The organism is Psychroflexus planctonicus (genome assembly GCF_014640195.1).
Classification (GTDB): domain Bacteria; phylum Bacteroidota; class Bacteroidia; order Flavobacteriales; family Flavobacteriaceae; genus Psychroflexus; species Psychroflexus planctonicus.
Map to the genome: position 1 here is coordinate 77,148 of NZ_BMGM01000005.1, position 23,518 is coordinate 100,665.

General features: G+C 33.8%; 21 protein-coding genes. 3 read left to right on the forward strand and 18 right to left on the reverse strand.

Translation table 11 applies throughout. From position 1 onward, the window contains the following. Positions 1-55: 55 nt before the first annotated feature. From IEV72_RS06440 to IEV72_RS06470, 7 genes are all read right to left on the reverse strand, one after another. Entirely contained in the window at positions 56-841 is a 786-nt protein-coding gene (locus IEV72_RS06440) for a DUF3108 domain-containing protein (protein WP_188458283.1), read from the reverse strand. Positions 842-1,036: 195 nt separating this feature from the next. Next, the gene (gene hppD, locus IEV72_RS06445; RefSeq protein WP_188458284.1) at positions 1,037-2,194 is read right to left on the reverse strand and encodes a 4-hydroxyphenylpyruvate dioxygenase; all 1,158 of its coding nucleotides are present in this window, start codon (positions 2,192-2,194) and stop codon (positions 1,037-1,039) included. Positions 2,195-2,496: 302 nt separating this feature from the next. After that, positions 2,497-3,651: a homogentisate 1,2-dioxygenase gene (locus tag IEV72_RS06450; protein WP_188458285.1), complete on the reverse strand. Its 1,155-nt coding sequence runs from the start codon at positions 3,649-3,651 to the stop codon at positions 2,497-2,499. 57 nt (positions 3,652-3,708) lie between these two features. Further along, the gene (locus IEV72_RS06455; RefSeq protein ID WP_188458286.1) at positions 3,709-5,973 is read right to left on the reverse strand and encodes a patatin-like phospholipase family protein; all 2,265 of its coding nucleotides are present in this window, start codon (positions 5,971-5,973) and stop codon (positions 3,709-3,711) included. Continuing rightward, positions 5,963-7,765: an excinuclease ABC subunit UvrC gene (uvrC, locus tag IEV72_RS06460; RefSeq protein WP_188458287.1), complete on the reverse strand. Its 1,803-nt coding sequence runs from the start codon at positions 7,763-7,765 to the stop codon at positions 5,963-5,965. The genes IEV72_RS06455 and uvrC overlap by 11 nt, the downstream gene beginning before the upstream one ends. 160 nt (positions 7,766-7,925) lie before the next feature. Beyond that, on the reverse strand, positions 7,926-8,339 hold the full coding sequence (locus IEV72_RS06465; protein WP_188458288.1) for a DUF6691 family protein: 414 nt from the start codon (positions 8,337-8,339) through the stop codon (positions 7,926-7,928). 9 nt (positions 8,340-8,348) lie between these two features. Next, entirely contained in the window at positions 8,349-8,909 is a 561-nt protein-coding gene (locus IEV72_RS06470) for a YeeE/YedE family protein (RefSeq protein WP_188458289.1), read from the reverse strand. A gap of 139 nt (positions 8,910-9,048) precedes the next feature. Here IEV72_RS06470 and IEV72_RS06475 point away from each other — a divergent pair, with 139 nt between their 5' ends. Next, entirely contained in the window at positions 9,049-9,516 is a 468-nt protein-coding gene (locus IEV72_RS06475; protein WP_188458290.1) for a CBS domain-containing protein, read from the forward strand. A gap of 8 nt (positions 9,517-9,524) precedes the next feature. Here IEV72_RS06475 and trpS read toward each other — a convergent pair whose 3' ends face one another. Continuing rightward, positions 9,525-10,493, reverse strand: coding sequence for a tryptophan--tRNA ligase (gene trpS / locus IEV72_RS06480; RefSeq protein WP_188458291.1), 969 nt, complete (start codon positions 10,491-10,493; stop codon positions 9,525-9,527). A 73-nt stretch (positions 10,494-10,566) separates the two neighbouring features. Here trpS and IEV72_RS06485 point away from each other — a divergent pair, with 73 nt between their 5' ends. Both IEV72_RS06485 and IEV72_RS06490 read left to right on the forward strand, forming a co-directional pair. Beyond that, positions 10,567-11,295, forward strand: coding sequence for a lysophospholipid acyltransferase family protein (locus IEV72_RS06485; RefSeq protein ID WP_188458292.1), 729 nt, complete (start codon positions 10,567-10,569; stop codon positions 11,293-11,295). Between the two features lie 97 nt (positions 11,296-11,392). After that, entirely contained in the window at positions 11,393-13,789 is a 2,397-nt protein-coding gene (locus tag IEV72_RS06490) for an ATP-binding protein (protein ID WP_188458293.1), read from the forward strand. On the opposite strand, the gene IEV72_RS06495 is transcribed toward IEV72_RS06490, so the two are convergent. The 10 genes from IEV72_RS06495 to IEV72_RS06540 form a co-directional block, all read right to left on the reverse strand. Further along, on the reverse strand, positions 13,790-14,230 hold the full coding sequence (locus IEV72_RS06495) for a GNAT family N-acetyltransferase (protein WP_188458294.1): 441 nt from the start codon (positions 14,228-14,230) through the stop codon (positions 13,790-13,792). It lies immediately after the preceding gene. 1 nt (position 14,231) lies between these two features. Beyond that, entirely contained in the window at positions 14,232-15,131 is a 900-nt protein-coding gene (locus tag IEV72_RS06500) for a cation diffusion facilitator family transporter (RefSeq protein ID WP_188458295.1), read from the reverse strand. Between the two features lie 19 nt (positions 15,132-15,150). Beyond that, positions 15,151-15,582, reverse strand: coding sequence for a ribose 5-phosphate isomerase B (gene rpiB, locus IEV72_RS06505; protein ID WP_188458296.1), 432 nt, complete (start codon positions 15,580-15,582; stop codon positions 15,151-15,153). A gap of 134 nt (positions 15,583-15,716) precedes the next feature. After that, positions 15,717-18,176 (reverse strand): ribonucleoside-diphosphate reductase subunit alpha, encoded by a 2,460-nt coding sequence (locus IEV72_RS06510; protein WP_188458297.1) that lies wholly within the window; start codon positions 18,174-18,176, stop codon positions 15,717-15,719. Between the two features lie 172 nt (positions 18,177-18,348). Next, positions 18,349-18,720 carry a four helix bundle protein gene (locus tag IEV72_RS06515; protein WP_188458298.1) on the reverse strand — a complete coding sequence of 124 codons (372 nt, stop codon included), beginning with the start codon at positions 18,718-18,720 and terminating at the stop codon, positions 18,349-18,351. Positions 18,721-18,843: 123 nt separating this feature from the next. After that, a complete protein-coding gene (locus IEV72_RS06520) occupies positions 18,844-19,824 on the reverse strand; it encodes a ribonucleotide-diphosphate reductase subunit beta (protein WP_188458299.1) in 981 nt (326 codons plus the stop codon). Between the two features lie 279 nt (positions 19,825-20,103). Continuing rightward, positions 20,104-21,390, reverse strand: a complete 1,287-nt coding sequence (locus IEV72_RS06525) for a hemolysin family protein (protein ID WP_188458300.1) — start codon at positions 21,388-21,390, stop codon at positions 20,104-20,106. 11 nt (positions 21,391-21,401) lie between these two features. Further along, complete coding sequence (locus IEV72_RS06530; protein WP_188458301.1) at positions 21,402-21,599, reverse strand: hypothetical protein; 198 nt, start codon at positions 21,597-21,599, stop codon at positions 21,402-21,404. Continuing rightward, on the reverse strand, positions 21,586-22,146 hold the full coding sequence (gene lptC / locus IEV72_RS06535; RefSeq protein WP_188458302.1) for an LPS export ABC transporter periplasmic protein LptC: 561 nt from the start codon (positions 22,144-22,146) through the stop codon (positions 21,586-21,588). The genes IEV72_RS06530 and lptC overlap by 14 nt, the downstream gene beginning before the upstream one ends. A 1-nt stretch (position 22,147) precedes the next feature. Beyond that, the gene (locus tag IEV72_RS06540; RefSeq protein ID WP_188458303.1) at positions 22,148-23,518 is read right to left on the reverse strand and encodes a tetratricopeptide repeat protein; all 1,371 of its coding nucleotides are present in this window, start codon (positions 23,516-23,518) and stop codon (positions 22,148-22,150) included.

Below are 23,518 nucleotides of genomic sequence, written 5' to 3' on the forward strand. Positions count from 1 at the left end.
AATAGCATTATATTCAGCTTTTAAGGGAATTATTATCATTAAATGCAAATTTGAATTAGTTACGTAATATCGATGAAAATGGAAATGAAAGTCCTTTAAATTCTTCTAGAGTTGCGGTTAAAGAACCTACTGCTAGATCGGCTTCAATTTTCAGTGGAATTTTATTTTGGTCCTTGCTTACCCAAATAGTTACACTTTCTTCTTCTTTAAAAACTCGTTCAGCTTGTACAAGTGGTCTAAAAATTAATGTTCTTACTTTTCCAAAGTTGGTTTCTAATACTTCTTCTCCTATGTATTTTGCTTTGAAGCCAAAGTTCTCTTCGTCAAAAAAAAGATTCAAATTAAACTCTTGTCCAACTTGTAAATTATTTTCGTCTACCTTATTTCGCAATGCATACAATGCAGAAAGTAAATCCTGTGTTTGCTCTTTGATGTAGTGAGTGGTCTTGGTGCTTCGTTTATAGTCGTTTACTACTGCAGAATCTATACGATGGTTAAACTCTATCATTCTGTCTTTTCGGTGACCGCCTTCATTGGTTTTTCTAATAAATTTTAAAGGAAGAGCTTCTTCACGGTGTACAAAAGACTCAAAGTTGTCTCTTACTTTGAAAAATATGTCTAACATTCCCGTGGTTTTTCCATAGCCGCGAATGTGATGAACGGGAATACCGTCTAAAGTTGAATTATTTACACTTAAAGTAGCTTCTGAAGTTTTAAACCAACCATATTTTACTTTAAACTTTAGCATTTCTCCGTCTGAATATGCCTGTTTTTTTTGAGCATTAGCCAAAAAGCAAACACTGAAAAAAAATATGAATAAGGAAGTTAGTTTCAATTTCATGAATATTTTAGGTTGAATTAAGTAACTTAATATTCAAATTAAATTGAAAAATATGAATTATCAAGTCAGTTTAATCTTTATTTATTAGTCTTACCTAATTGTATCTTTTCAAAAGCCGTTCCAAATATTAGCTTTATAAAAAATCCACTTTCATGGAAATCATGAAAGTGGATTTAATTTTGTTATTATTTTAACTTACAATGTTCCTCTTAAACCTTGTTCACGTTCAATAGACTCAAATAAAGCTTTAAAATTTCCTGCACCAAATCCGCGTGCACCCATACGTTGAATTATTTCGAAAAATAAAGTGGGACGGTCTTGCACCGGTTTAGTGAAGATTTGTAATAAATAACCTTCTTCGTCTGCATCTACCATAATTCCTAGACTTTGCAAAGTATTTAAATCTTCCTTTAGTTCATGGCTAAATTCTTCTAATCTACCTGGAATAGCATCATAGTAGGCTTCTGGTGGAGTAGATAAAAACTCAACACCGCGAGCACGTAAATCGGATACAGTTTTAAGAATATCATCTGTTGCAACCGCAATATGCTGAACGCCTGAGCCTTCATAAAAATCTAGGTATTCTTCAATTTGTGATTTCTTTTTTCCTTCTGCTGGTTCGTTGATTGGAAATTTAATTCTACCATTACCATTGCTCATCACTTTACTCATTAATGCTGAATAGTCGGTATGAATTTGCTTATCGTCAAACGAAAGGAAGTTGACAAAACCCATTACATCTTCGTACCATTTTACCCAGGTATTCATTTCGTTCCAACCAACATTTCCAACCATGTGGTCTATGAATTTTAATCCAACCGATTCTGGTTGAAACTCACTTTCCCATTTTCTATAACCCGGTAAAAAGCTTCCGTTGTATTCTTTACGTTCTACAAATAGATGAACCGTTTCGCCGTAAGTATAAATTCCAGAACGCACTACTTTTCCGTTTTCATCTTCTTCTACCGTTGGTTCCATATAGGATTTCGCTCCACGTTTGGTGGTTTCTTCCCAAGATTTTTTGGCATCTTCTACCCAAAGTGCAATTACTTTTACACCATCGCCATGCTTAACAATGTGTTCGTTAATTGGATTTTTAGAATGTAAAGGCGAAGTTAGTACCAAGCGAATTTTGTCTTGTTTCAATACGTAAGAAACGCTGTCTTTACTTCCCGTTTCTAAACCTTTGTACGCATGCGATTGAAAACCAAAAGCCGATTTATAAAAATGTGCAGCTTGTTTGGCGTTACCTACGTACAATTCTACGTAGTCTGTTCCCATGAGCGGCAAAAAATCTTGCGCTCCTTCAAATATTTTTTCTAGTCCGTAGTTTACTGATTTTATATCTTTCATTTATTTTGTTTTTACTAGAAGAAAGGTCTTAGAAATTAGAAAAAATACTACTCGAGCGTACTTTAAAAACTGGCAATCATTTTCTGAAATTCTTCAATTTTATCTTCTATAAGTTTAAATTCATTTTCTTAATGTACTTTCTTTTTAAAGCTGTTAATAATTGATTTTAAATATGTTATTGTAACAGCGCCTTACATTGTTCTAAAATTTATGGCTTTGTTAAGTTCTCGACTCCGCTCGAAGCTAAAACAAAAACTAAACATTATTTCTTTCTCAAATTATCACATTAGCATATTTTTGAATTACAGCCATGACTTAAAATAATCTCCGTCTGCTATTTTCATGGCTTCTTCGGTTACTTTAAGCGGTTTAAATGTATCTACCATAACAGCTAATTCTTCGGTTTCGGTTTTTCCGATGCTTCGTTCTGCTGCACCAGGATGCGGTCCGTGCGGAATTCCTGCTGGGTGTAAAGAAATATGTCCAGCTTCAATGTCATTTCGGCTCATAAAATCACCATCTACATAATACAAGACTTCATCGCTATCTATATTGCTGTGGTTGTAAGGTGCAGGAATACTTTCTGGATGATAATCATACAATCGTGGACAGAATGAGCACACTACAAATGCATCAGTTTCAAAAGTTTGATGTACTGGTGGCGGTTGGTGGATTCTACCGGTTATGGGCTCAAAGTCATGAATTGAAAATGCATAAGGATAATTATACCCATCGTAACCTACCACATCAAACGGATGGGTTGCGTAAAGCATATCGAACAATTGATCTTGTTTTTTAATTTTGATTAAAAACTCGCCCTTTTCATTGTGTGTTTCTAGTTCTTCTGGTCGGCGGATATCCCGCTCACAAAAAGGAGAATGTTCTAAAAGTTGACCAAAGTGATTTCGATAGCGTTTAGGTGTGTAAATTGGTCTTCTTGATTCTACTATAAAAAAACGATTGTCTTCAGTTTTAAAATTTAGCTTATAAATTGTTCCGCGTGGAATAATTAAATAATCGCCATATTTAAAGTTCAGATTTCCAAATTGTGTACGTAGTTTACCCGTTCCTTTGTGAATAAAAATCATTTCGTCTGCATCTGCATTTTTATAGAAATAATTTTCTGTGGAAGCTTTTGGGGCTGCCAAAATAATGCTGCAGTCGCTGTTGGTTAAAACGGTTTTTCTACTTTCTAGGTAATCTGAAATTGGAGGAACTTCGAAACCGCGAAAACGATACGATTGTATATTGTTTGCTTCTGCAATTTTAGGAGCTACATCTTTTCGCTTACCAATTTCTTTTACTTGTGTTGGTCTTTGCTCGTGATATAAATTAGAAGACATGCCATCAAAACCAATGGTTCCGAATAATTCTTCGTAATATAAACTTCCATCTGGCTTTTTAAAGATGGTATGTCTCTTGTGTGGTATTTTACCAAGTTTGTGATAGAAAGGCATAATTTATTGCTTTTCTACAAATATCGTGAAAATTAAGTAAACTTTTTGAATATTTCACTAAAAACGATGTCCAAGACTTATAAACCAAATACTGCTATTTACTTCTGGAGAGTAACTGTATTTTAAATCTATTGGTCCTATAATAGTTTCTAAACCATAACCCAATGCATAACCTGTAAAATCTGGTGTAGAAAACCAGTTTCCAGACTCAAATAAATCATTCCCTATGTTGGCATAATTTGCACTGAGAATGAGATGATGTTTTCTATAGAAGTTATAAAATAAATCTAACCCACTTTTGATATAGGAATTACCTGAAAGGCTAATAAAATCGTATCCATAAAAAGGCCTAAAATTATTAATTGGGCTATTTCCGAAACCTCCTAGAAAAAAGTTTAAGCCACCGAGTGCTTCGTTACCGATGCGAAATCCTATTTCTGACCCAATTTTTAAAGAAACTCGCTCAGAGATTGGCTGGACATAAGCTGCTTCGCCTTTGGCAATTGAAAATTGCGAAATACTTTCACTGTCCAACAAAGAGGTTAGGTAAACGTGTAAATCACCAAAAAAATAAAACCCACGTGTTGGATAATATTTATGGTCTAAACTATCAAACTCAAGATAGCTATAGGTACTTAACAAATTAAATTCTTCAATTATGGTTTCTGGCTCTTCATTATCTTGAGTTTGGTTTGCCAAGATGGTTTCTGTTTTGGCTCTCAGTAATTTCTGCTCCATTCCTAAACCAAATTTAAAATCTTTAAACAATGGAGTTTCAACATAAAGTTGATTGGTGTAATCTTGATTTAATAGCTGAATTTGATTTACGTTGAAATCTTCAAATTGATTTCCAATTACATCTTGTACGAAAGAAAAATCTACGCTATTCTCAAACCTATTGAAGCGAGAGCGAAAACCTACACTCCAATAGGTTCCTTTATCTATAAAGTAGTTTAAATTATACCTAAAATTGTCTCCCAACATTAAGTCTAGTGAAAGAATATCGTTGTTAAAAAGTAAGCGTTTTTCTGTGTAATTTAAAAGCAAAGCAGATTTATACAAATCATCATAGTGGGCTCCAAACCTCAACAATCTTTTTTCTTCAGACTCAGTGACTTCTAAAATTAGTTTATAAGAATGCTCTGTTTGTTTATCTAAACGGTAGTGTATTCTATCAAAGTTTTGTGTTGCAGATAAGTTGTTTAATCCGTTATTAAAATCGGCATAGGCAGTTTTTTCATTTATCTTTATTTGTAATTTGCCTCTGATGTAGTTTCTCGGATAGGCTTTGTTTCCTTTGATTTCAATTTCGTTTACTACCAGTGAATCTTTGGGTTGTATGCGTTCATCTCTTTTTACTTCTTGTTCTTGATTTTTTTGTTGAAGAGCAATTTTTTTTAATTCATCTATATGATATTTTGCTGCTATTCTTCCATTTTCTATAATTTGATCTCCTTTATCAAAATCCAACACAGAAAAGTTCTGAATATCTGGACGTATAAAAACATCTACTAAACCACGCTTATTCTTCATTGCTTTTATCGTATTGAAGTTGGTAACTTGCGTCATCACTTCAAGACCGCTTTTTAATCTTTCCCTGGAGTACAAACTATCTTGCACATCTACACCTATTATATGGTTGGCTCCACGATTAATTAATTCTTCCACAGGAAAGTTATTGCTTACACCGCCATCTGTAAGTAATTTTCCATTTACTAAAATTGGTCTAAAAACCGATGGAATAGCGCCACTAGCAGAAATGGCTAAAGGCAAAGAGCCTTTATCAATAATTATTTCGGCTCCCGTTTCTAAATTAGTAGCCATACAAAAAAAAGGAGTATTTAATTCTTTAAAAGTGTCTGTTTCGACATGAGCTGTAAGTTGAGCTAAAAAATTATATACATTTTGACCTTTGGATAAACCTGATGGAATTCTAATTTTATAATCATCAAAATTTAAACTTAGTGCGTACTTTTCGTCTTCTTCACGTTCAAAAAAAGTTTTGGCTTCTCTTGGAATTTCATCGCTAATTAAGCTATTGAACTTAGTTGCATAAAATATAGAATCCAGTTGCTTTGGCGAATAACCTGCTGCATATAAGCCGCCAATTATGGCTCCCATACTGGTTCCAGCAATGTAATCTATTTCTATGCCGGCTTCTTCAATAATTTGCAAAGCACCAATATGTGCTAAACCTTTTGCTCCACCGCCACTTAAAACCACGCCTACTTTTATTTCTTCGTTTTTAAGCGACAAACTATCCTGCTGGCTATACATTAGCTGAACAGCAAAAAGTAAAATGAAGATGAATTTAGTTTTCATTGGTATTCTGGTAATGTGCTTGAATTAAGGTAGCTTTGGCTTCTCCTATAATGTTGGCAAGTTCTTTTTGGGATGCAGATTTAATGTTTTTTACCGAACGGAATTCTTTCAACAAATTTACGGCAGTTTTTTCTCCTATGCCTTCAATTTCTTCTAATTCTGTGCCCAAGGCGTTTTTACTGCGTTTATCTCTGTGAAACGTTATTCCAAAACGGTGTGCTTCGTTTCTTAATTGCTGAATAATTTTTAAGGTTTCTGATTTTTTATCTAAGTACAACGGATATTTATCGCCGGGATAAAACAATTCTTCCAAGCGTTTGGCAATACCGATAATGGCAATTTTCCCACGCAAATCTAGCCTTTCTAAAGCTTTAACTCCAGAAGAAAGCTGTCCTTTTCCGCCATCTACAATAATTAGTTGTGGCAAAGGTTCTTCTTCTTCTAACAAACGTCTGTATCGCCTAAAAACCACTTCTTCCATAGAAGCAAAATCGTCTGGACCTTCTACGGTTTTGATATTGAATTTTCGGTAATCTTTCTTGCTGGGTTTTCCGTTTTTGAAAACTACACAAGCAGCAACTGGATTGCTGCCTTGAATGTTAGAATTATCAAAACACTCGATATGTCGTGGTTCTTCAGACAGGCGTAAATCTTCTTTCATTTGAGCCATTAAACGGTTTACGTGCCGATCTGGATCTACAATTTTCATTTGTTTGAAGCGTTCCATCCTAAAGTATTTCGCATTGCGAATGGATAAATCTACAATGGCTTTCTTATCGCCTAATTTGGGTACGGTAACCTTTATTTCTTCTCCTGCTTCAACTGGAAACGGAACGTAAATTTCTTTAGAAGGCGAATCGAATCGTTGGCGAATTTCGGTAATGCCCAATTCTAACAATTCTTGGTCAGATTCATCTAACTTTTTTTTCATTTCAATGGTATGCGATCTTATAATTGCTCCGTGCGAAAGTTGCAAGAAATTGACGTAACCATAACCTTCATCACTTACCACAGAAAACACATCTACGTTGTTTATTTTTGGATTTACTACAGTAGATTTTGCCTGGTATTTTTCTAATGTATTTATTTTTTCTTTAATGCGCTGCGCTTCTTCAAACTGCATGTTTTCTGCCAATTCTTGCATTTGCTGTTTAAAGTCGATTAACGAATCTTTAAAATTGCCTTTTACAATTTTTCTGATGGCTTCAATTTGTTTGTTGTAGCTTTTTTCAGATTGCAAGTCTTCACAGGGACCTTCGCAATTTCCCAAGTGATATTCTAAACAAACTTTGTATTTTCCAGCCTGAATTTTATCTTCAGTCAAATCGTATTTACAAGTTCTGATTTTGTACAATCCTTTAATGAGTTCTAATAGAGTTTTCACCGTTTTTATACTCGGGTAAGGACCAAAATATTCGCTTCCGTCTTTGATGACTCTGCGGGTTAAAAATATTCTTGGGAAACGTTCATTTTTAATGCAAAGCCATGGGTAGGTTTTGTCGTCTCGCAACATCACGTTAAATCGTGGTTGCAGCTTTTTAATCAGATTATTTTCCAGTAAAAGTGCATCGGTTTCAGATGAAACTACAATGTGTTTTATCTCGTGTATTTTCTTCACCATGACCGCAATGCGATGGCTATCATGCTGTTTATTGAAATAGGATGAAACGCGTTTTTTTAAGTTTTTAGCTTTTCCAACATAAAGTATGCGTTTGTTTTTATCGAAATATTGATACACCCCAGGCGCGCTGGGTAAAGTTTTAATTTGCACTTCAATATCGGGCGTACTCACGTTTAAAAAATTTATACCAAAAATACATAAACTAAATGGCTAGCTTACTTAAGCAAAAGTAAAAAGTGAAGAAAATAATTCAATATGGTGCCAAAAAAGTTGGCGCAGAAACATGTTCTACGCCAATTAGGGGTAACTTATATTTTTATTTAAGCTTTGATTAGTGCGGCAGCTTGCTTTTTAGAACCCCGTATACAAAAGTGCCTAACAATGCGCCACCGATAACAACTAAAATAGGTAAAAAACCTGCACCTGCTAAAACATACATTGGTCCGGGACAAGCTCCAGCTAAAGCCCAACCTAATCCAAATAAAATTCCACCGAACAAATACCGAGCAATGCTTTTATCTTTAGGAGCTAAGCTCATGTCTTGACCACCGATGGCCTTAATGTTGAATTTTTTAATAAAAAAGATTCCGATTACACCCAAAACTAAGGCTGAGCCGATAATTCCATACATGTGAAAAGAACCAAATTCAAACATTTCATAAATTCTGAACCAAGAAGCCGCTTCAGATTTATACATTACTATACCGAAAAATATGCCTATAATTAAATATACTATTGATTTCATTTTAATGATTTATTGGTTAAAAATTATTGGATAGAGAAAGTGAATCATTACCAAACCACCTATAAAAAATCCAATAACGGCAATTAGTGAAGGTAATTGTAAATTACTTAATCCTGAAATGGCGTGTCCAGAAGTACAACCGCCAGCGTAGCGTGCTCCAAATCCTACAAAAAAGCCACCGATTAATAAAATGGCTAATACTTTTGGATTGCTTAATTGTTCCATTCCAAATAATTCGGTTGGCAAATAAGCATCACCAGCAGAATTTATTCCATAGGTTTCTAATTTCTCTGCTACTTCTGGGTTTATTTCAACCGTATTATCAGACAGGTATTGATTAGAAAGAAATCCACCAATAATGGCACCCGCTACTACAATTAAATTCCAACGCTGACTTTTCCAGTCGAATCTAAAAAATTCGGAAACTTTTCCTGCGCCACCAATTGAGCATGCTGTACGAAGGTTTGAAGACATGCCGAATTGTTTACCGACAAATAAAAGCACAAACATGGTGAGCGCAATAAGTGGTCCCGATACATACCAAGGCCAAGGTTCTATAATAAAATCCATATAAACGTTTTTTTTGCAAAGTAAATCTATTTGAGTTTTTCTTTAAGTAACATTGGTTACCAATTCAAAAAAATGATAATGTTAACTTTTTTAGTGTTTGTTGAATAATCCTTATATTGGGTAATAAAATTTTTGAATTATGGGAATTAAAAGCTTTCAAGGAAATCATGTTGGAGAATTAAAAATAGCAGCAGATAAGCTGAGCGTTGCAGATTGTATGCAAAAAAACGTGGTCACCTTTACTGAAAACATGTGTTTAGTTGAAGCCATGAAGATTATGATTCAGAAAAAAGTTTCTGGTGGTCCAGTAATCAATGCGAATAATGAAGTAATAGGAATTATTTCTGAAGGTGATTGCATCAAACAAATTTCAGATTCGCGATATTACAACATGCCCATGTCTGATGTAAGTGTTGGTAGTAAAATGAGCCGAAAAGTAGAAACGGTAAAACCAACTGAAAATGTTTTTGACATAGCCAACCAATTTTTACATCTTAAAAGAAGACGTTTTCCCGTTATTGAAAATGGCAAATTAGTAGGTTTGGTAAGTCAAAAAATGCTGATGAAAGTTGCCCTAGAATTGACTGGAAATAATTGGAAAAAGTAATGCCAATTTTAGTATCCTAGTTTAGTCCTTACTCTTGTCAAAACTTCATTGGCAACTAAACTTGCCTTTTCAGCTCCTACTTGAAGAGCAGCGTCAACTTCATCTAAATTATTCATGTAATACGCATATTTATCCCGTTCGTTTTTAAATCGGTCTACAACCAATTCAAAAAGCGCTTGTTTAGCGTGACCGTAACCAAAATTTCCAGCTTCATATTTAGTTTTTAATGCTTCGGTTTGGGCAGGATTTGCTATTAGTTTATACAAAGCAAAGACATTACAAGTAGAAGTATCTTTTGGTTCTTCTAAAGGAGTTGAATCTGTTTCAATTTTCATGATGGTTTTTCTAAGCTTTTTATCGCTTTCAAATATATTAATGGTATTTCCTTTAGACTTGCTCATTTTATCACCGTCTATTCCAGGAATCAACTTTACATCTTCATGAATTTTAGCATCAGGCAAAACAAAAGTTTCACCAAATTTGGTGTGAAAACGGTTAGCTACATCACGTGTAATTTCAAGATGTTGCAATTGGTCTTTTCCAACAGGAACAACTTCTGCATCATACAACAAAATATCTGCCGCCATTAACATCGGGTAGGTAAATAAACCTGCATTTACATCTTCTAATCGGTCGGATTTATCTTTAAAAGAATGCGCTAAAGTCAAGCGTTGGTAAGGAAAAAAACAGCTTAAATACCAAGATAATTCGGTTACTTGCGGAATGTCGCTTTGTCTGTAAAAAACGGTTTTTTCAATATCTAAACCACAAGCTAACCAAGCTGCAGCAGTAGAATAGGTGTTGTTTTTTAAGGTTGACGCATCCTTGATTTGCGTTAGCGAATGCATATCTGCAATAAACAAAAAAGATTGATTGCTTGGCTGGTTAGCCATTTCAATAGCTGGTAATATGGCTCCTAAAAGATTTCCTAAATGTGGAGTTCCTGTACTTTGTACACCCGTTAAAACTCTAGACATAGCTAAATAAATTTCGGTCAAAGATATAAGTTTTTGCTTTCTAAATTCACTTCATTTGCTAATTTTGAAGCCTATGAAAATACTAGCAAATAGTTTGCGATTAATTTGGCGTATCTGGTTTTATGTCTGGATGTTAATTGTAATTATCCTATTATTTCCATTTTTATTTATCACTACTTTAAAAGAAAGTTGGTATGCCTATTTTTTTAAAGTAGCTCGTGTTTGGGGAATTGCCAATTTAATTGGAATGGGTTTTATACCTAAAATTGAAGCACAACAAAAAATAGAAAAAGGCAAAAGTTACATGCTTACCGCTAACCACACGAGCATGATGGATATTATGATGATGCTTTATATTTCTAAGAATCCATTTGTATTTGTAGGTAAAAAAGAGTTAGCAAAACTTCCCATTTTTGGATATTTTTATAAGCGTACTTGCATATTAGTAGATCGAAATTCTGCTCAAAGTAGAAAGGCCGTTTTTGATGAATGTCAACGCAGATTAAACCGCGGCACTAGCATTTGTATTTTTCCAGAAGGTGGCGTTCCAGATGATGAAACAATACTATTAGCCCCATTTAAAGATGGAGCCTTTCGCCTAGCCATTACTCATCAAATTCCAATTGTGCCCATTACTTTTATAGATAACAAAGAAGCATTCCCGTACATTTTTTTTAAAGGAAGACCAGGCATTTTAAGAGCTTATATTCATTCTTTTATTTCTACTAAAAACTTAGACTTAAACGATAAAACAAATTTGAAGGAACAAGTTTACCATAAAATCTTGAGTAAGATCAAATAAGATATTTATTATATTTTTTGATTTTATTTGTAGTATTATTTATTCAAAACCAAGTAGTTGTGTTATATTTGAAAGTTACTTATAACAACAAGTTAAGTTGAAAAAATATATTTTACTTCTTTTAATTTCCTGTGTATTTCAAGTGAATCATGCACAGCAGAAAACCATAGACAGCTTATTGATTGAACTAGAATCTTTCAATAAAGGAAATATTGAAAGAGTAGATTTATTAAATGAGCTAGCATACCATTATTCGAAATCTAAACCCGATAGTGTATTTTATTTTTCTAACGAGGCACGGATGCTGTCAGAAAAAATTGAATATCCAAAAGGAATAGCAGATGCGCTTAAAAATGAAGCCATTTACTTTTACTACCAAAGCGAAGTTAACAAAAGTTTTGAAAATTTAGATAAAGCAATTTCCATTTACAAAGATAATGATGACATAAAAGGTCTTTCTAGTGCTTATAATAATTACGGTTTAATTTACAACAGTTACGGCAACCATCAAGAAGCTTTTAAAAAGTATGAAAAAGCATTAGCATATAACTTAATTTTAAAAGACACCTTTAGTCTAACACGCGGTTATGTAAACCAAGCTAACTCGCTATCCAACCAATCTAAATTTGATGAAGCAAAAGACTTGTATGAAAAAGGCATGACTTTAGCTAAAAAAACAGAAGATTTAGAACAACAAGCTAATATCTATAACGGTTACGCCATTATAGCAGAACGAACTGGCGAATTTAAAGAAGCAAAAGCATCTATTTTAAAAGCCCAAGGAATTTACGAAAAACTGGATTTACCGGGTAATTTATTTATTACCCATAACAATACAGCTAACATAAATAGAAAACAAGCCAATTACGTAGAAGCTATACAAAACTTTCAAGAAGCTTTAAAATATGCAAACCAGATAGGAAATAAACGATATCAAGGAATTGTATATAATAATATTGCTAGTTGTTGGTACGATTTAGGCGATAACCAAAAAGCATTAGAAATGTATCAGGAATCCGTTGCTATTGCTGAAAAAATAGACCAACGCACCTACATGGCTGGAATTTCTAATATTGCGCTTATTTATAGTGAAGATAAAGATAATTTGGAAAAGTTAGATGAAGCATTGGCGCTTTACAAAAAAGTAGAAACACATTTATTAGAACAAGAAACTTACGGAGAATTATCTAACACCTACAATAACATTGCTAAAGTATACTTACAAAAAGAAGACACCATAACCGCAAAAGCAAATTTTGAAAAAGCCATAAAGTTTGCTGAAGAAAAATCGAATAAATACAATTTAACTTCAAGTTACTCCAGCTTAGCCGAACTCTCGCTAATTAAAAAAAAATATAATCAAGCTATTGAGTTAGGAGAAAAATCAATACAAATTGCAGAAGAATTAGAACTCCTTAAAGAAGTAATAAACACGGCGGAAATTCTTGTTAGTGCTTATGAAGCAAAAGAAAACTATAAAAAAGCTCTTCAATACCAAAAAAGAATAGATCAAATTTCTAAAGATTTGTTTAACGAAGAAAAAAGCAAAGAAATAGGAAGGCTTGAAGCAGAAATGGAGTTTAAAGCAAAAGAGCAAAAAATTAGACTTGAAAACGAAAAAGAACTCCTGCAGAAAGAAGTTTCATTAAGACGACAAGAAAAGATAAATATGGCTTTTGCTGTGGGAATGATTGCCTTTTTAATCATTATTATTCTGCTATTTAAAAATAAAAGGGACAAAGAAAAAGCCAACAAAAAACTACAAAACAGCCAAGAAAAGATTGAAAATCAAAATGAAGAATTAAAAGAGTTACACCATCAAAAAAACAAGCTTTTCTCGATTATTTCTCACGATTTACGCGGTCCTTTACAGTCGCTTAATTCCTTTTTTGAAATGGCTTTGCAAAATGAAATTTCCGATGCAGAATTAAAAAGCATGGTACCTGAAATTAATAAAAATTTACAACGAACCATTATTCTAACAGACAACTTGCTTAATTGGTCTAGTAAGTTAGTTAAGCGTCAACAAAGCAAAAAATCTTCTGTTTCTATATTAAAAGTAACCAATAATGTAGAAGATCTTTTTCAAACTTCAATAGATAAAAAATACATCAAACTTACTAAAATTATAGATGAAGATCTTAAAGTTTCTGCTGTAGAAGACAGTTTAGACTTGGTTATTAGAAACTTGCTCTCCAATGCTATAAAGTTTTCTGACGAAAAAGGCGAAATTGAAATTTCTGCAACGCAAATTTCAGACAACGTACAGGTATGCATTAAAGATACTGGCATAGGCATGACTGATAATCAAGCTAAGAAAGTTTTTCATGGAGAATTAAATTCTGTGATTGGCACCAATAATGAAAAAGGCTCTGGTATTGGTTTGCTGCTTTGTAAAGATTTTATTGAAGAAAACGATGGGAAGATTTGGGTTGAAAAAACCGCTCCAAATCAAGGAACCAGTATTTGTTTCACCTTAGCTAAAGCAGAATAATTAGGTCTTTAACATATTAATATGTGGAATACCATCTTCTAAATACCCTTCTCCATCTACCTGAAAGCCGTGTTTTTGATAAAATGCAATTAAATATTGTTGTGCTGAAATTCTAATTTGGTTTTCGTTTAAAGTCAGGTTGATAAAATTTATAGAATAGTCTAATAACCGATGTCCAACTTCTTTTTTTCTGAAATTCTGTTTAACAATAATTCTGCCTATACTTGGTTCTTCAAAGTAATCTCCTGCTTTAAAAATTCGTGCATACGCAATTAACTCTTTATTGCTATATCCCAAAACATGGAAGGAGATTTGGTCTTTTCCGTCTATATCTTGGTAAACACAATCTTGTTCTACCACAAAAACTTCAGACCTGAGTTGAAGCATTGCATAAAGTTCATCTAGATTTAAATCTGCATATTTTTTTATTTCCCACTTCATTTTAATCTTGTACAATTACATTTTTGTTATCTGGTTTTTGGTATTCAGGCTGAATATTAATATGGTTAATTCCGTATTGGTTTACTGCAATCGTTTCAATTTGTTCTAAAATGGCATCAAATTTTGAAAGTGCTATGTCTTCATCAAAATCAATATGTGCTTCTAAATGCACTTCATCATCATTTAATTGCCAAATATGAACGTGATGCATGTGTTTTACTTCTGGCAAACTGTTTACCTGATTTACCAATTGCTTTACATTAATATCTTTTGGCGTAAACAGCATGAGTATTCCAAATGCTTTTTTAGCTAATTGAAAACCGACTATGAGTAAGTAAATTGCAATCATTAGCGTAAGTACACCGTCTACCCAATATAATTGGTAATACTGCATTAATAAGCCGCCGATTAAAACGGCAACGGAACCTAGTAAATCTGTAAATAAGTGAAGGTAGGACGAACGAATATTCATATTATTTTTAGCGTCTGCATGCAAAATCCAAACGCTAATTCCGTTTCCTACAATGGCAACTATAGATAACCAAATAACCAAAGTTGCATCGATAATTTCTGGCTTAAAAAAGCGTTCTGTTGCTTCAATAATTAAGAAAAATGCAATTACAATTAAGGTGCAAGCATTTATAAATGCCGCAATAATTTCTGCTCTCTTGTAACCAAAAGTTTTATTTTGTGAAGCCTTTTTGTTGGAAAAAAATGAAGCGACATAACTGATTAACAGTGAAACTACATCAGAAAAATTATGCAAAGCATCAGAAAGCAAAGCTAAACTACCGCTAATTATGCCACCGATTACTTGCGCAACAGTAATGAGCACATTGAGAACGATGGCTATCAGCAGATTTTTCTGCTTGCTTTTATATGCTGTGTGGGCGTGACTCAATAGATTAATTTAGCTATGATTATTTACAACGTATTTTCTCAACTCTGTTTTGATGTCTACCACCTTCAAATGGAGTGTTTAAAAAAACATCTACAAATTCTAATGCTTCTTCTAAACTAACAAAACGTGCAGGGATACTTAAAATATTGGCATTATTGTGTTGTCTAGCAAGTGAAACAATTTCTGTATTCCAACACAAAGCTGAACGAACTGCTTGGTGTTTGTTGGCTGTCATATTCGCTCCATTTCCTGAGCCACAAATTATAATTCCGTAGTTTGCTTTTCCTTGGCTAACATCTTTAGCTACCGGATGAATAAAATCTGGATAATCTACACTATCTGTTGAATCTGTACCATGATTAGTAACTTCATGTCCAGCTCCTTTGAGTTTGTCTGTAATTTTTTCTTTGTATTCTGTACCTGCGTGGTCGTTTCCTATTGAAATGTGCATTTGATTTATTTTTTAATGTGTTGCTTGCTGCAAAATTAATCTTTTTGTTTTCCTTTCAGTTACATTCATATTTAAAAAAAGCCTGCAAGACTTTAAAACTTACAGGCTTATTAGTATTGGGTTGGTTTTAAAATTTATGAACCACACATTAAACAATCGTCTCCTTCGGCATCTTTAGATTGTTGTATCAAAGCCTTTAATTCTTCTGGAGATAAAGATGTATCATCAGAAACCTTTGCTGCTTTTACTTCTTGGAGTTTTTGTGCATTTTTAGCAGGAACAGATTCATTAGGTGTTGTTTCTGCAGGAATAGGTTCTTGCTTTTTCTCTTTTTTCAAAGTAAACTTGATGGCATCTACTGCAGATTTAGTTCTTAGGTAATACATTCCCGTTTTTAAGCCGCTTTTCCAAGCATAAAAGTGCATGGAAGTTAGTTTTGCAAATGTTGCCCCTTCCATAAATAAGTTTAAGGATTGTGATTGGTCTATAAAATAACCACGGTGTCTAGACATATCTATAATGTCTTTCATAGAAAGTTCCCAAACCGTTTTGTACAATTCTTTGATATCATCTGGAATAATATCAATATTTTGAACTGAACCATTAGCACGCATGATGGCATCTTTTACATCGTCATTCCATAAGTTTCTTTCTACTAAATCTTCAAGTAAGTGTTTGTTTACAACTATAAATTCACCTGAAAGTACACGTCTTGTGTAAATGTTAGATGTATACGGTTCAAATGCTTCGTTATTTCCTAATATTTGTGAAGTAGAAGCAGTTGGCATAGGCGCTAACAATAAAGAATTGCGCACTCCATGTTCTTTTACTTCTTCTCTTAATTTACTCCAATCCCATCTTCCGCTTAATTCTTCATCTTTTAAGCCCCACATGTTGTATTGAAATTCTCCTTGACTTATTGGAGAGCCTTCAAAAGTAGAATATGGTCCTTCTACTTTTGCCAATTCCATAGATGCGGTAACGGAAGCAAAATATAAAGTTTCAAAAATTTCTTGATTTACTTTTTTGGCTTCATCGCAAGTAAAAGGTAAACGCATTTTGATGAATGTATCAGCCAATCCTTGAATACCTAATCCAACTGGACGGTGGCGCATATTTGAATTTTCGGCTTCTTTTACTGGATAGTAATTGCGATCGATTACTTTGTTTAGGTTTTTAATTACCCTTTTGGTAATTTTATACAATTCTTTGTGATCGAATTCTTTATTTTTCACAAACTTAGGCAGCGCAATAGAAGCCAAGTTACAAACGGCTATTTCGTCTGGACTGGTGTATTCTAAAATCTCGGTACATAAATTTGAAGAACGTATAGTTCCTAAATTTTTCTGATTCGATTTTCGGTTGGCTGCATCTTTGTACAACATGTACGGAGTACCTGTTTCAATTTGAGATTCTAAAATTTTCTCCCAAAGTTGGCGTGCTTTGATGGTTTTTCTGCCTTTTCCTTCGGCTTCATATTTTTCGTAGGTTTTTTCAAACTCTTCACCATACATATCAAAAAGTCCTGGACATTCGTTTGGACACATCAAAGTCCACTCTGCATTTTGCTCAACACGTTTCATAAACAAATCTGGAATCCACATGGCATAGAACAAATCTCTTGCTCGCATTTCTTCTGCTCCGTGGTTCTTTTTCAAATCTAAAAAACTCATGATGTCGGCATGCCAAGGCTCTACATACATTGCAAAGGAACCTTTTCGTTTACCGCCACCTTGATCTACGTATCGGGCGGTATCGTTAAAGACTTTCAGCATAGGAACAATTCCATTAGAAGTTCCGTTGGTGCCCGCGATGTAAGAACCTGTAGCTCGAATATTGTGAATAGACAATCCGATGCCACCCGCAGACTGTGAAATTTTAGCAGTTTGCTTCAACGTATCGTAAATTCCGTCGATGCTATCGTCTTTCATGGTCAATAAGAAACAAGACGACATTTGTGGTTTTGGTGTTCCCGAGTTGAAGAGCGTTGGCGTTGCGTGGGTAAACATCATTTTAGACATCAGTTCGTAAGTTTCTAATGCACTATCTAAGTCGTCTACATGAATTCCAACAGCAACACGCATGAGCATGTGTTGTGGACGCTCTGCTACTTCTCCGTTTAGTTTGAGTAAGTAAGAGCGCTCTAAAGTTTTGAAACCAAAATAATCGTAGTTAAAGTCACGGCTGTAAATAATTCTAGAATCCAACAAATCTTTGTTGTCCATAATTACTTGATACACATCATCTGCTAAAAGTGGAGCTTTTTTGCCTGTTCTTGGATTTACGTATTCGTGTAAATCGGTCATTACTTCACTAAAAGTTTTTTTGGTGTTTTTGTGTAAGTTAGACACCGAAATACGTGCTGCAAGGTGTGCATAATCTGGATGAGTTGTAGTCATGGTTGCTGCAACTTCTGCAGCTAAATTATCTAACTCGCTAGTAGTAACTCCGTCGTAAAGTCCTTCAATTACACGCATAGCAACTTTGGTAGGGACTACTAATGGGTTTAATCCGTAACAAAGTTTACGTACTCTTGCTGTAATTTTATCGAACATTACGGGTTCTTTGTGGCCGTCTCTTTTTACTACGTACATGATATTATAATTTTATTATTGTGTTTTACTTTTGGTGCTGTTGGTTCTATAGTTTCTATAGTTTCTATTGCTGCTATTGTTTCTGTTGTTGCTATTGTTGCTGTGGCTGCTGTTGTTTTATAACTGTGGCATTCATAGCGAATATAGTCTCTACATTGTTTTAATTGGTTTTCTAGAATTTCTTATTATTCTTTTCTATTACTTGTAAAAAATTATTAATCTTGATTCCCAATTTTTGAATTCGTTCTTGCAAATTTTTATACAAATCTTTGTCTTTTAAAGAGCCTGTTTCATATAGGGTTTCAAGATGATCTACAGTTTCATCATTTGAAGACAGTGCATAAATAATAAATCGGATATGATCATTAATATAACGCCTTCTGCCATAACCTTCAACAATGTTTGACCTAACCGATTTCATAGACCTACGAATTTGACTTCCTTCTTCATACATTTCAAACTTGGGCAACTTCATAGTCATCTTGTGTATATCTATGGTTAAAGTTCGAGCTAATTGCCATATTTCAAGTTTTCGGTAGCTCATGGATTTTGGTTGCTTTGGTTTATATTAATACTGTGGCTTCTATTGTCGCTATGGCTGCTGTTGCTTCTACAGTTCTACAGTTTCAATAGCAACTATAGTGACCAAAGAGATTACATTACTATTTTAAAAATCAGCATCAAAACTAATTTGGCTATCTTTTTCTTTGTCTTTATTCATCACCCCTGCTTTTTGGTATTCACCTACTCTTTTTTCGAAGAAGTTTGTTTTTCCTTGCAGGTTAATCATGTCCATAAAATCGAATGGGTTGGTGGTGTTGTATTCTTTTTCACAATCTAACTCCATTAACAAACGGTCTGTTACAAACTCTAAATATTGAGTCATTAAAGTTGAATTCATTCCGATTAAACTAGCAGGTAGCGACTCTGTGATGAATTCACGCTCGATGTTTAACGCATCGATGATAATTTCCTTGATACGTTCTTTTGAAACTTTGTTAACTAAGTGATTGTTGTGCAAGTGTACCGCATAATCACAATGCAGACCTTCGTCGCGGGAGATTAACTCATTGCTAAAAGTTAGTCCTGGCATTAATCCGCGTTTTTTCAACCAAAAGATAGAACAAAAAGCACCTGAAAAGAAAATTCCTTCTACCGCGGCAAAAGCGATAAGGCGTTCAGCAAAACTTGGGCTTTCTATCCATTTTAATGCCCAATCTGCTTTTTTCTTAATGGCAGGAAAGTTTTCGATGGCTTTAAAAAGCACTCCTTTTTCTTCTTCATCATTTACATAAGTGTCAATTAATAAAGAATAGGTTTCAGAATGAATGTTTTCCATCATGATTTGGAAGCCATAAAAGAATTTTGCTTCGGTATACTGTACTTCGTTTACAAAGTTTTCGGCCAAGTTTTCATTTACAATTCCATCTGAAGCAGCAAAGAATGCTAAGATGTGTTTAATGAAGTATTTTTCGTCATTATTTAATTTGTTTTCCCAATCACTAATATCTTGGTGTAAATCTATTTCTTCTGCGGTCCAAAAACTTGCTTCTTGTTTTTTGTACCATTCCCACAAATCTTGGTGTTTAATTGGAAAAACTACAAATCGGTCTTTATTTTCTTGTAAAATGGGTTCGTTTTGAGCCATAGATTCTATTATTTTGGGATTAAAAAATTGTTTTTTGGGACTAACAAATATGTAAAATAAATTAGCATGTTTTTGTAAAAATCGACAAAGGTTTTCAACATAGTTTTCAACAACGCTAAAAGTGCAGTGTTTTGGCTGCTTTTCGCTAAGGCTTGATTTTTAGATAATTAAACAGCTTGTTTTTGTTAAACACCAATGAAAACGGTAAGTCTGAGCCGTTTGATTTTACAGAAAATAGAACGTAAAAAAAGTAAAAATCAGAACCTAAATAAGTTGGATTTAATCTTCAATAAGCTTCAACTCAACCGTATCTATTTTGGTGTTTGAAGACTTAATAATTTTAAGAATAAAATGCTCAATTTCGATGCGTTCTCCTTCAGTTGGAATTTCTTCTGCAAAATTCACAATAAAACCACCTAATGTTTCGTATTGTTCACTTTTAGGAATATTTAATTTATAGGTTTCATTTAAATAATCTACTTCCAATCGAGCAGAAAAAACATAATGATTATCAGCTATAACTTTTTCATTTAATTGCACTGGGTCGTGTTCGTCTTCTATTTCACCAAACAATTCTTCTACAATATCTTCAACAGTAATCATACCGCTTGTTCCACCATATTCATCTATAACCACAGCAATGCTTTTTCGTTTTCTAATAAGCATATTTAGCACGTCTTTTACCAATGAAGATTCTGGAACATAAATTACAGGCAGTAAAATATCTTTAATGTTTTTAGGTTTTTTAAACATATCAAAAGAGTGCACATAACCAATAATGTCGTCTTTGTTTTCATTATATACCAAGACTTTAGAAAAACCGGTTTCACTAAACAACTGAATAAGCTGATTTGGATTTTCATTTTGTTCTACAGCAACAATCTCGTTTCTGGGCACCATTGCTTCTCGCGATTTTACATCTGAAAATTCTAAGGCATTTTGAAAGAGTTGTATTTCTGAATCTATCTCTTCGTTTTGTTCTGCTACTTCCATCTGCTCGTTAATGTAATTACCTAGCTCAACTTTACTAAAACTCAATTGCACTTCGTCTCCCTTTATATTAAAAAACTTATTGAGAACCAGGTCTGAAATCCACATAACAAAACTGGAAATAAAACTAAAAATTACATAAAAAAAGTAAGCGGGAATGGCAAAAACCTTTATTAGATTATTGGCATAAATTTGAAAAAACACTTTTGGAAAAAACTCTGCTGTAAACAAAATTACCAAGGTTGAGATGAGCGTTTGTGTAAAAAGTCTGGCTTCGTCAAAGAAAAAATTGATGAGCCCAAAATCTGGATTTTCTACTGTGGTGATCCAACTCATTAAAAAATCACCCATATAAAAACCGTAAATTACGAGTGCCACGTTATTACCTATTAACATGGTTGCAATAAACTTAGATGGTTTTTTTGTAATTTGAGTAAGTACTTTTGCTACAAGGTTATCTTGTTTTTTTTCTAACTCTACAAATACTTTATTAGCCGATATGAATGCGATTTCCATTCCTGAAAAAAAGGCTGAAAAAAGCAATGCTAAAAAAATAACAAGTATTTGATGATCCATTTTTGTTGTTTTTAACCTCCGCGATTTTTACGAAATCTACGCCTAAAGAAGTACATAAATACTGCTGCCACTGCAAGGCCTATCATGATCCATTGTTTACCGTCTTCTTCTTGAAATGCCAAATAAGCTTCAAATAAAAATAAGCCTGCTATAGCAAGGTAGGCATATTCAAAATACTTTAAAAACTTTGGTGGTTTATTGTTGTTCATCAATATATTGTATTCCGGTGTTTGTTCTGGAGTTGAAGTTATCAAAATTTTGATTAGCATCAAAACCTTCTCCATCGTTAACCGCTCCATTTGGCATTTTTATGGTGTAGGGCTGATCTGTGAAGAGCCAGTTTTCGCTTTCGTCCCAATATAATTGCTGAGAATTTAATTCGGTAGAATCTGAAGTTACAATTACTACGTTGCCGCGTAAATCTATAAGGTTGGTGATATTGTAAATAATTGCATAATCTGAAATAATGGTGTTTTTAGTTGAGTCTTCGTCAAAGAAATCTACCTCCACACCAATTGGAAATTCTCTATAAGGAAATTCTTCTTGCGAAAAATCAAGCATCTTAGGGCTTCTTAGGTTGGCCTGAACCTTACCGCTATCTGTATAGAACAAGTTTATATCTTTAGTAGTAGATTGTGGGCCTTGAAGTTGGTTTGCCATTTGTTTTACTTCATTCAGATTTCCTTCACATGCAAAAAGCATTGTTGTAGCTAGAAGTACAACAATGCTTTTTGTTTGTATTTTTTTAAATTCCATTTTAAATATTAGGAACCATCACACTTTCTCCTATCCAACAAGAGTTAAAACTAATTTTTTTGCCTTGCATTCCTTCTGAAAATATGGCTTTAGTTTGTGGTGCTCTCCCGCGGTAGCTTTCTGCAGTTTGCTTAGCATTTTCTTTAAGTGCTGGCGAAACTCGGCCTGCGCGGTCAGCATAATCCGCAGCTAACCAATATACGGCTTGTTTTTCAAAGACGGTTTCACCACAATTATTAGCACTTTCTGCGTACATGTCTGCAATCTTTAAATAGGCTCTTCCCATTGAAGGTTGAAATTCTAGTGCTTTTCTATAATAGGTTCTTGCGTTTGAATAGCTATTTTTAGCTTTATACGAATTGGCAATATTATAATACACTTTTGCTTTATCTGCTGCTTTAGTTTCTAGCTCAGCAGACTGTTTATAATATTCTAAAGCTTTATTTAAATCTCCTTTTCGTTCTGCGAGTCGCCCAATATACAACGCTGATTTTGCTGAAGGCTCCAAAGTATGTTGTTGTTCTACTAACTTCACAAATAAGTTAGAATCTGTACATTCTTTAGAGAACAATCTACTAGCGGCACCTTTAAGCCATTCAATATCGTTTTTATTTTCTTCAAAATCGGTTTCAAATAAAGGGATTAGGTTTTCACAATCTGCTCTTGTTCCTATTAATCCGTTTACTGCTCCACGAATTTTATCGTAATTTTGAAGTCGTAATTCAGCATTCCTAAGTAAACGTTCTTCTTTTTTACTTAATTTTTCTTGATCTTCTTGACGCTCAATTAAAGGCGCAGCAACAACAGCTTGGTTGTTTTCTAACATTTCTAAATGAGCTAAAACTTCATCGTATTTTTGAAACGCATCTTGAAGACTCATTTTTTCGTTATCCAACAAATTTATGGTTAGCAAAAAGTATTCATAAATGGCTTTAGGGTTAGTGAAGTTTTCTTGATCTTCTGTCCAAGCTTCATCAAACAAACTAAATTGTTCTTCTACGGTTCCAATTTCAGTTTCATACATGACCATAGCATTTTCTGCCTTAAGTGAACCAATGTCACTTTTTTCTGGAAAATATTGCAAGCGTAAATTATTGTTTTCAATAAGCTTTAGAGCGATATCTTTCTTTTTTTCAGGGTCAGTTTCAGACTTTAGTAAGTCTTTAAACATAATTGCTCCTCGTTGATAAATTGCACGAGAAGTGTCTGCACAATTATTGATTAAATCGTTGTAATGCTTCATGGCTTCATCGTAGTTTTTCACTTTTGCAGACTCTGCAAAAAAGGAAAGAGAACGGGAGCAATCCTGAGCATTTACAGATGTAAATCCAAAGTAAATTAGTGCAACTGAAAAAATAACTTTTAGTTTCAT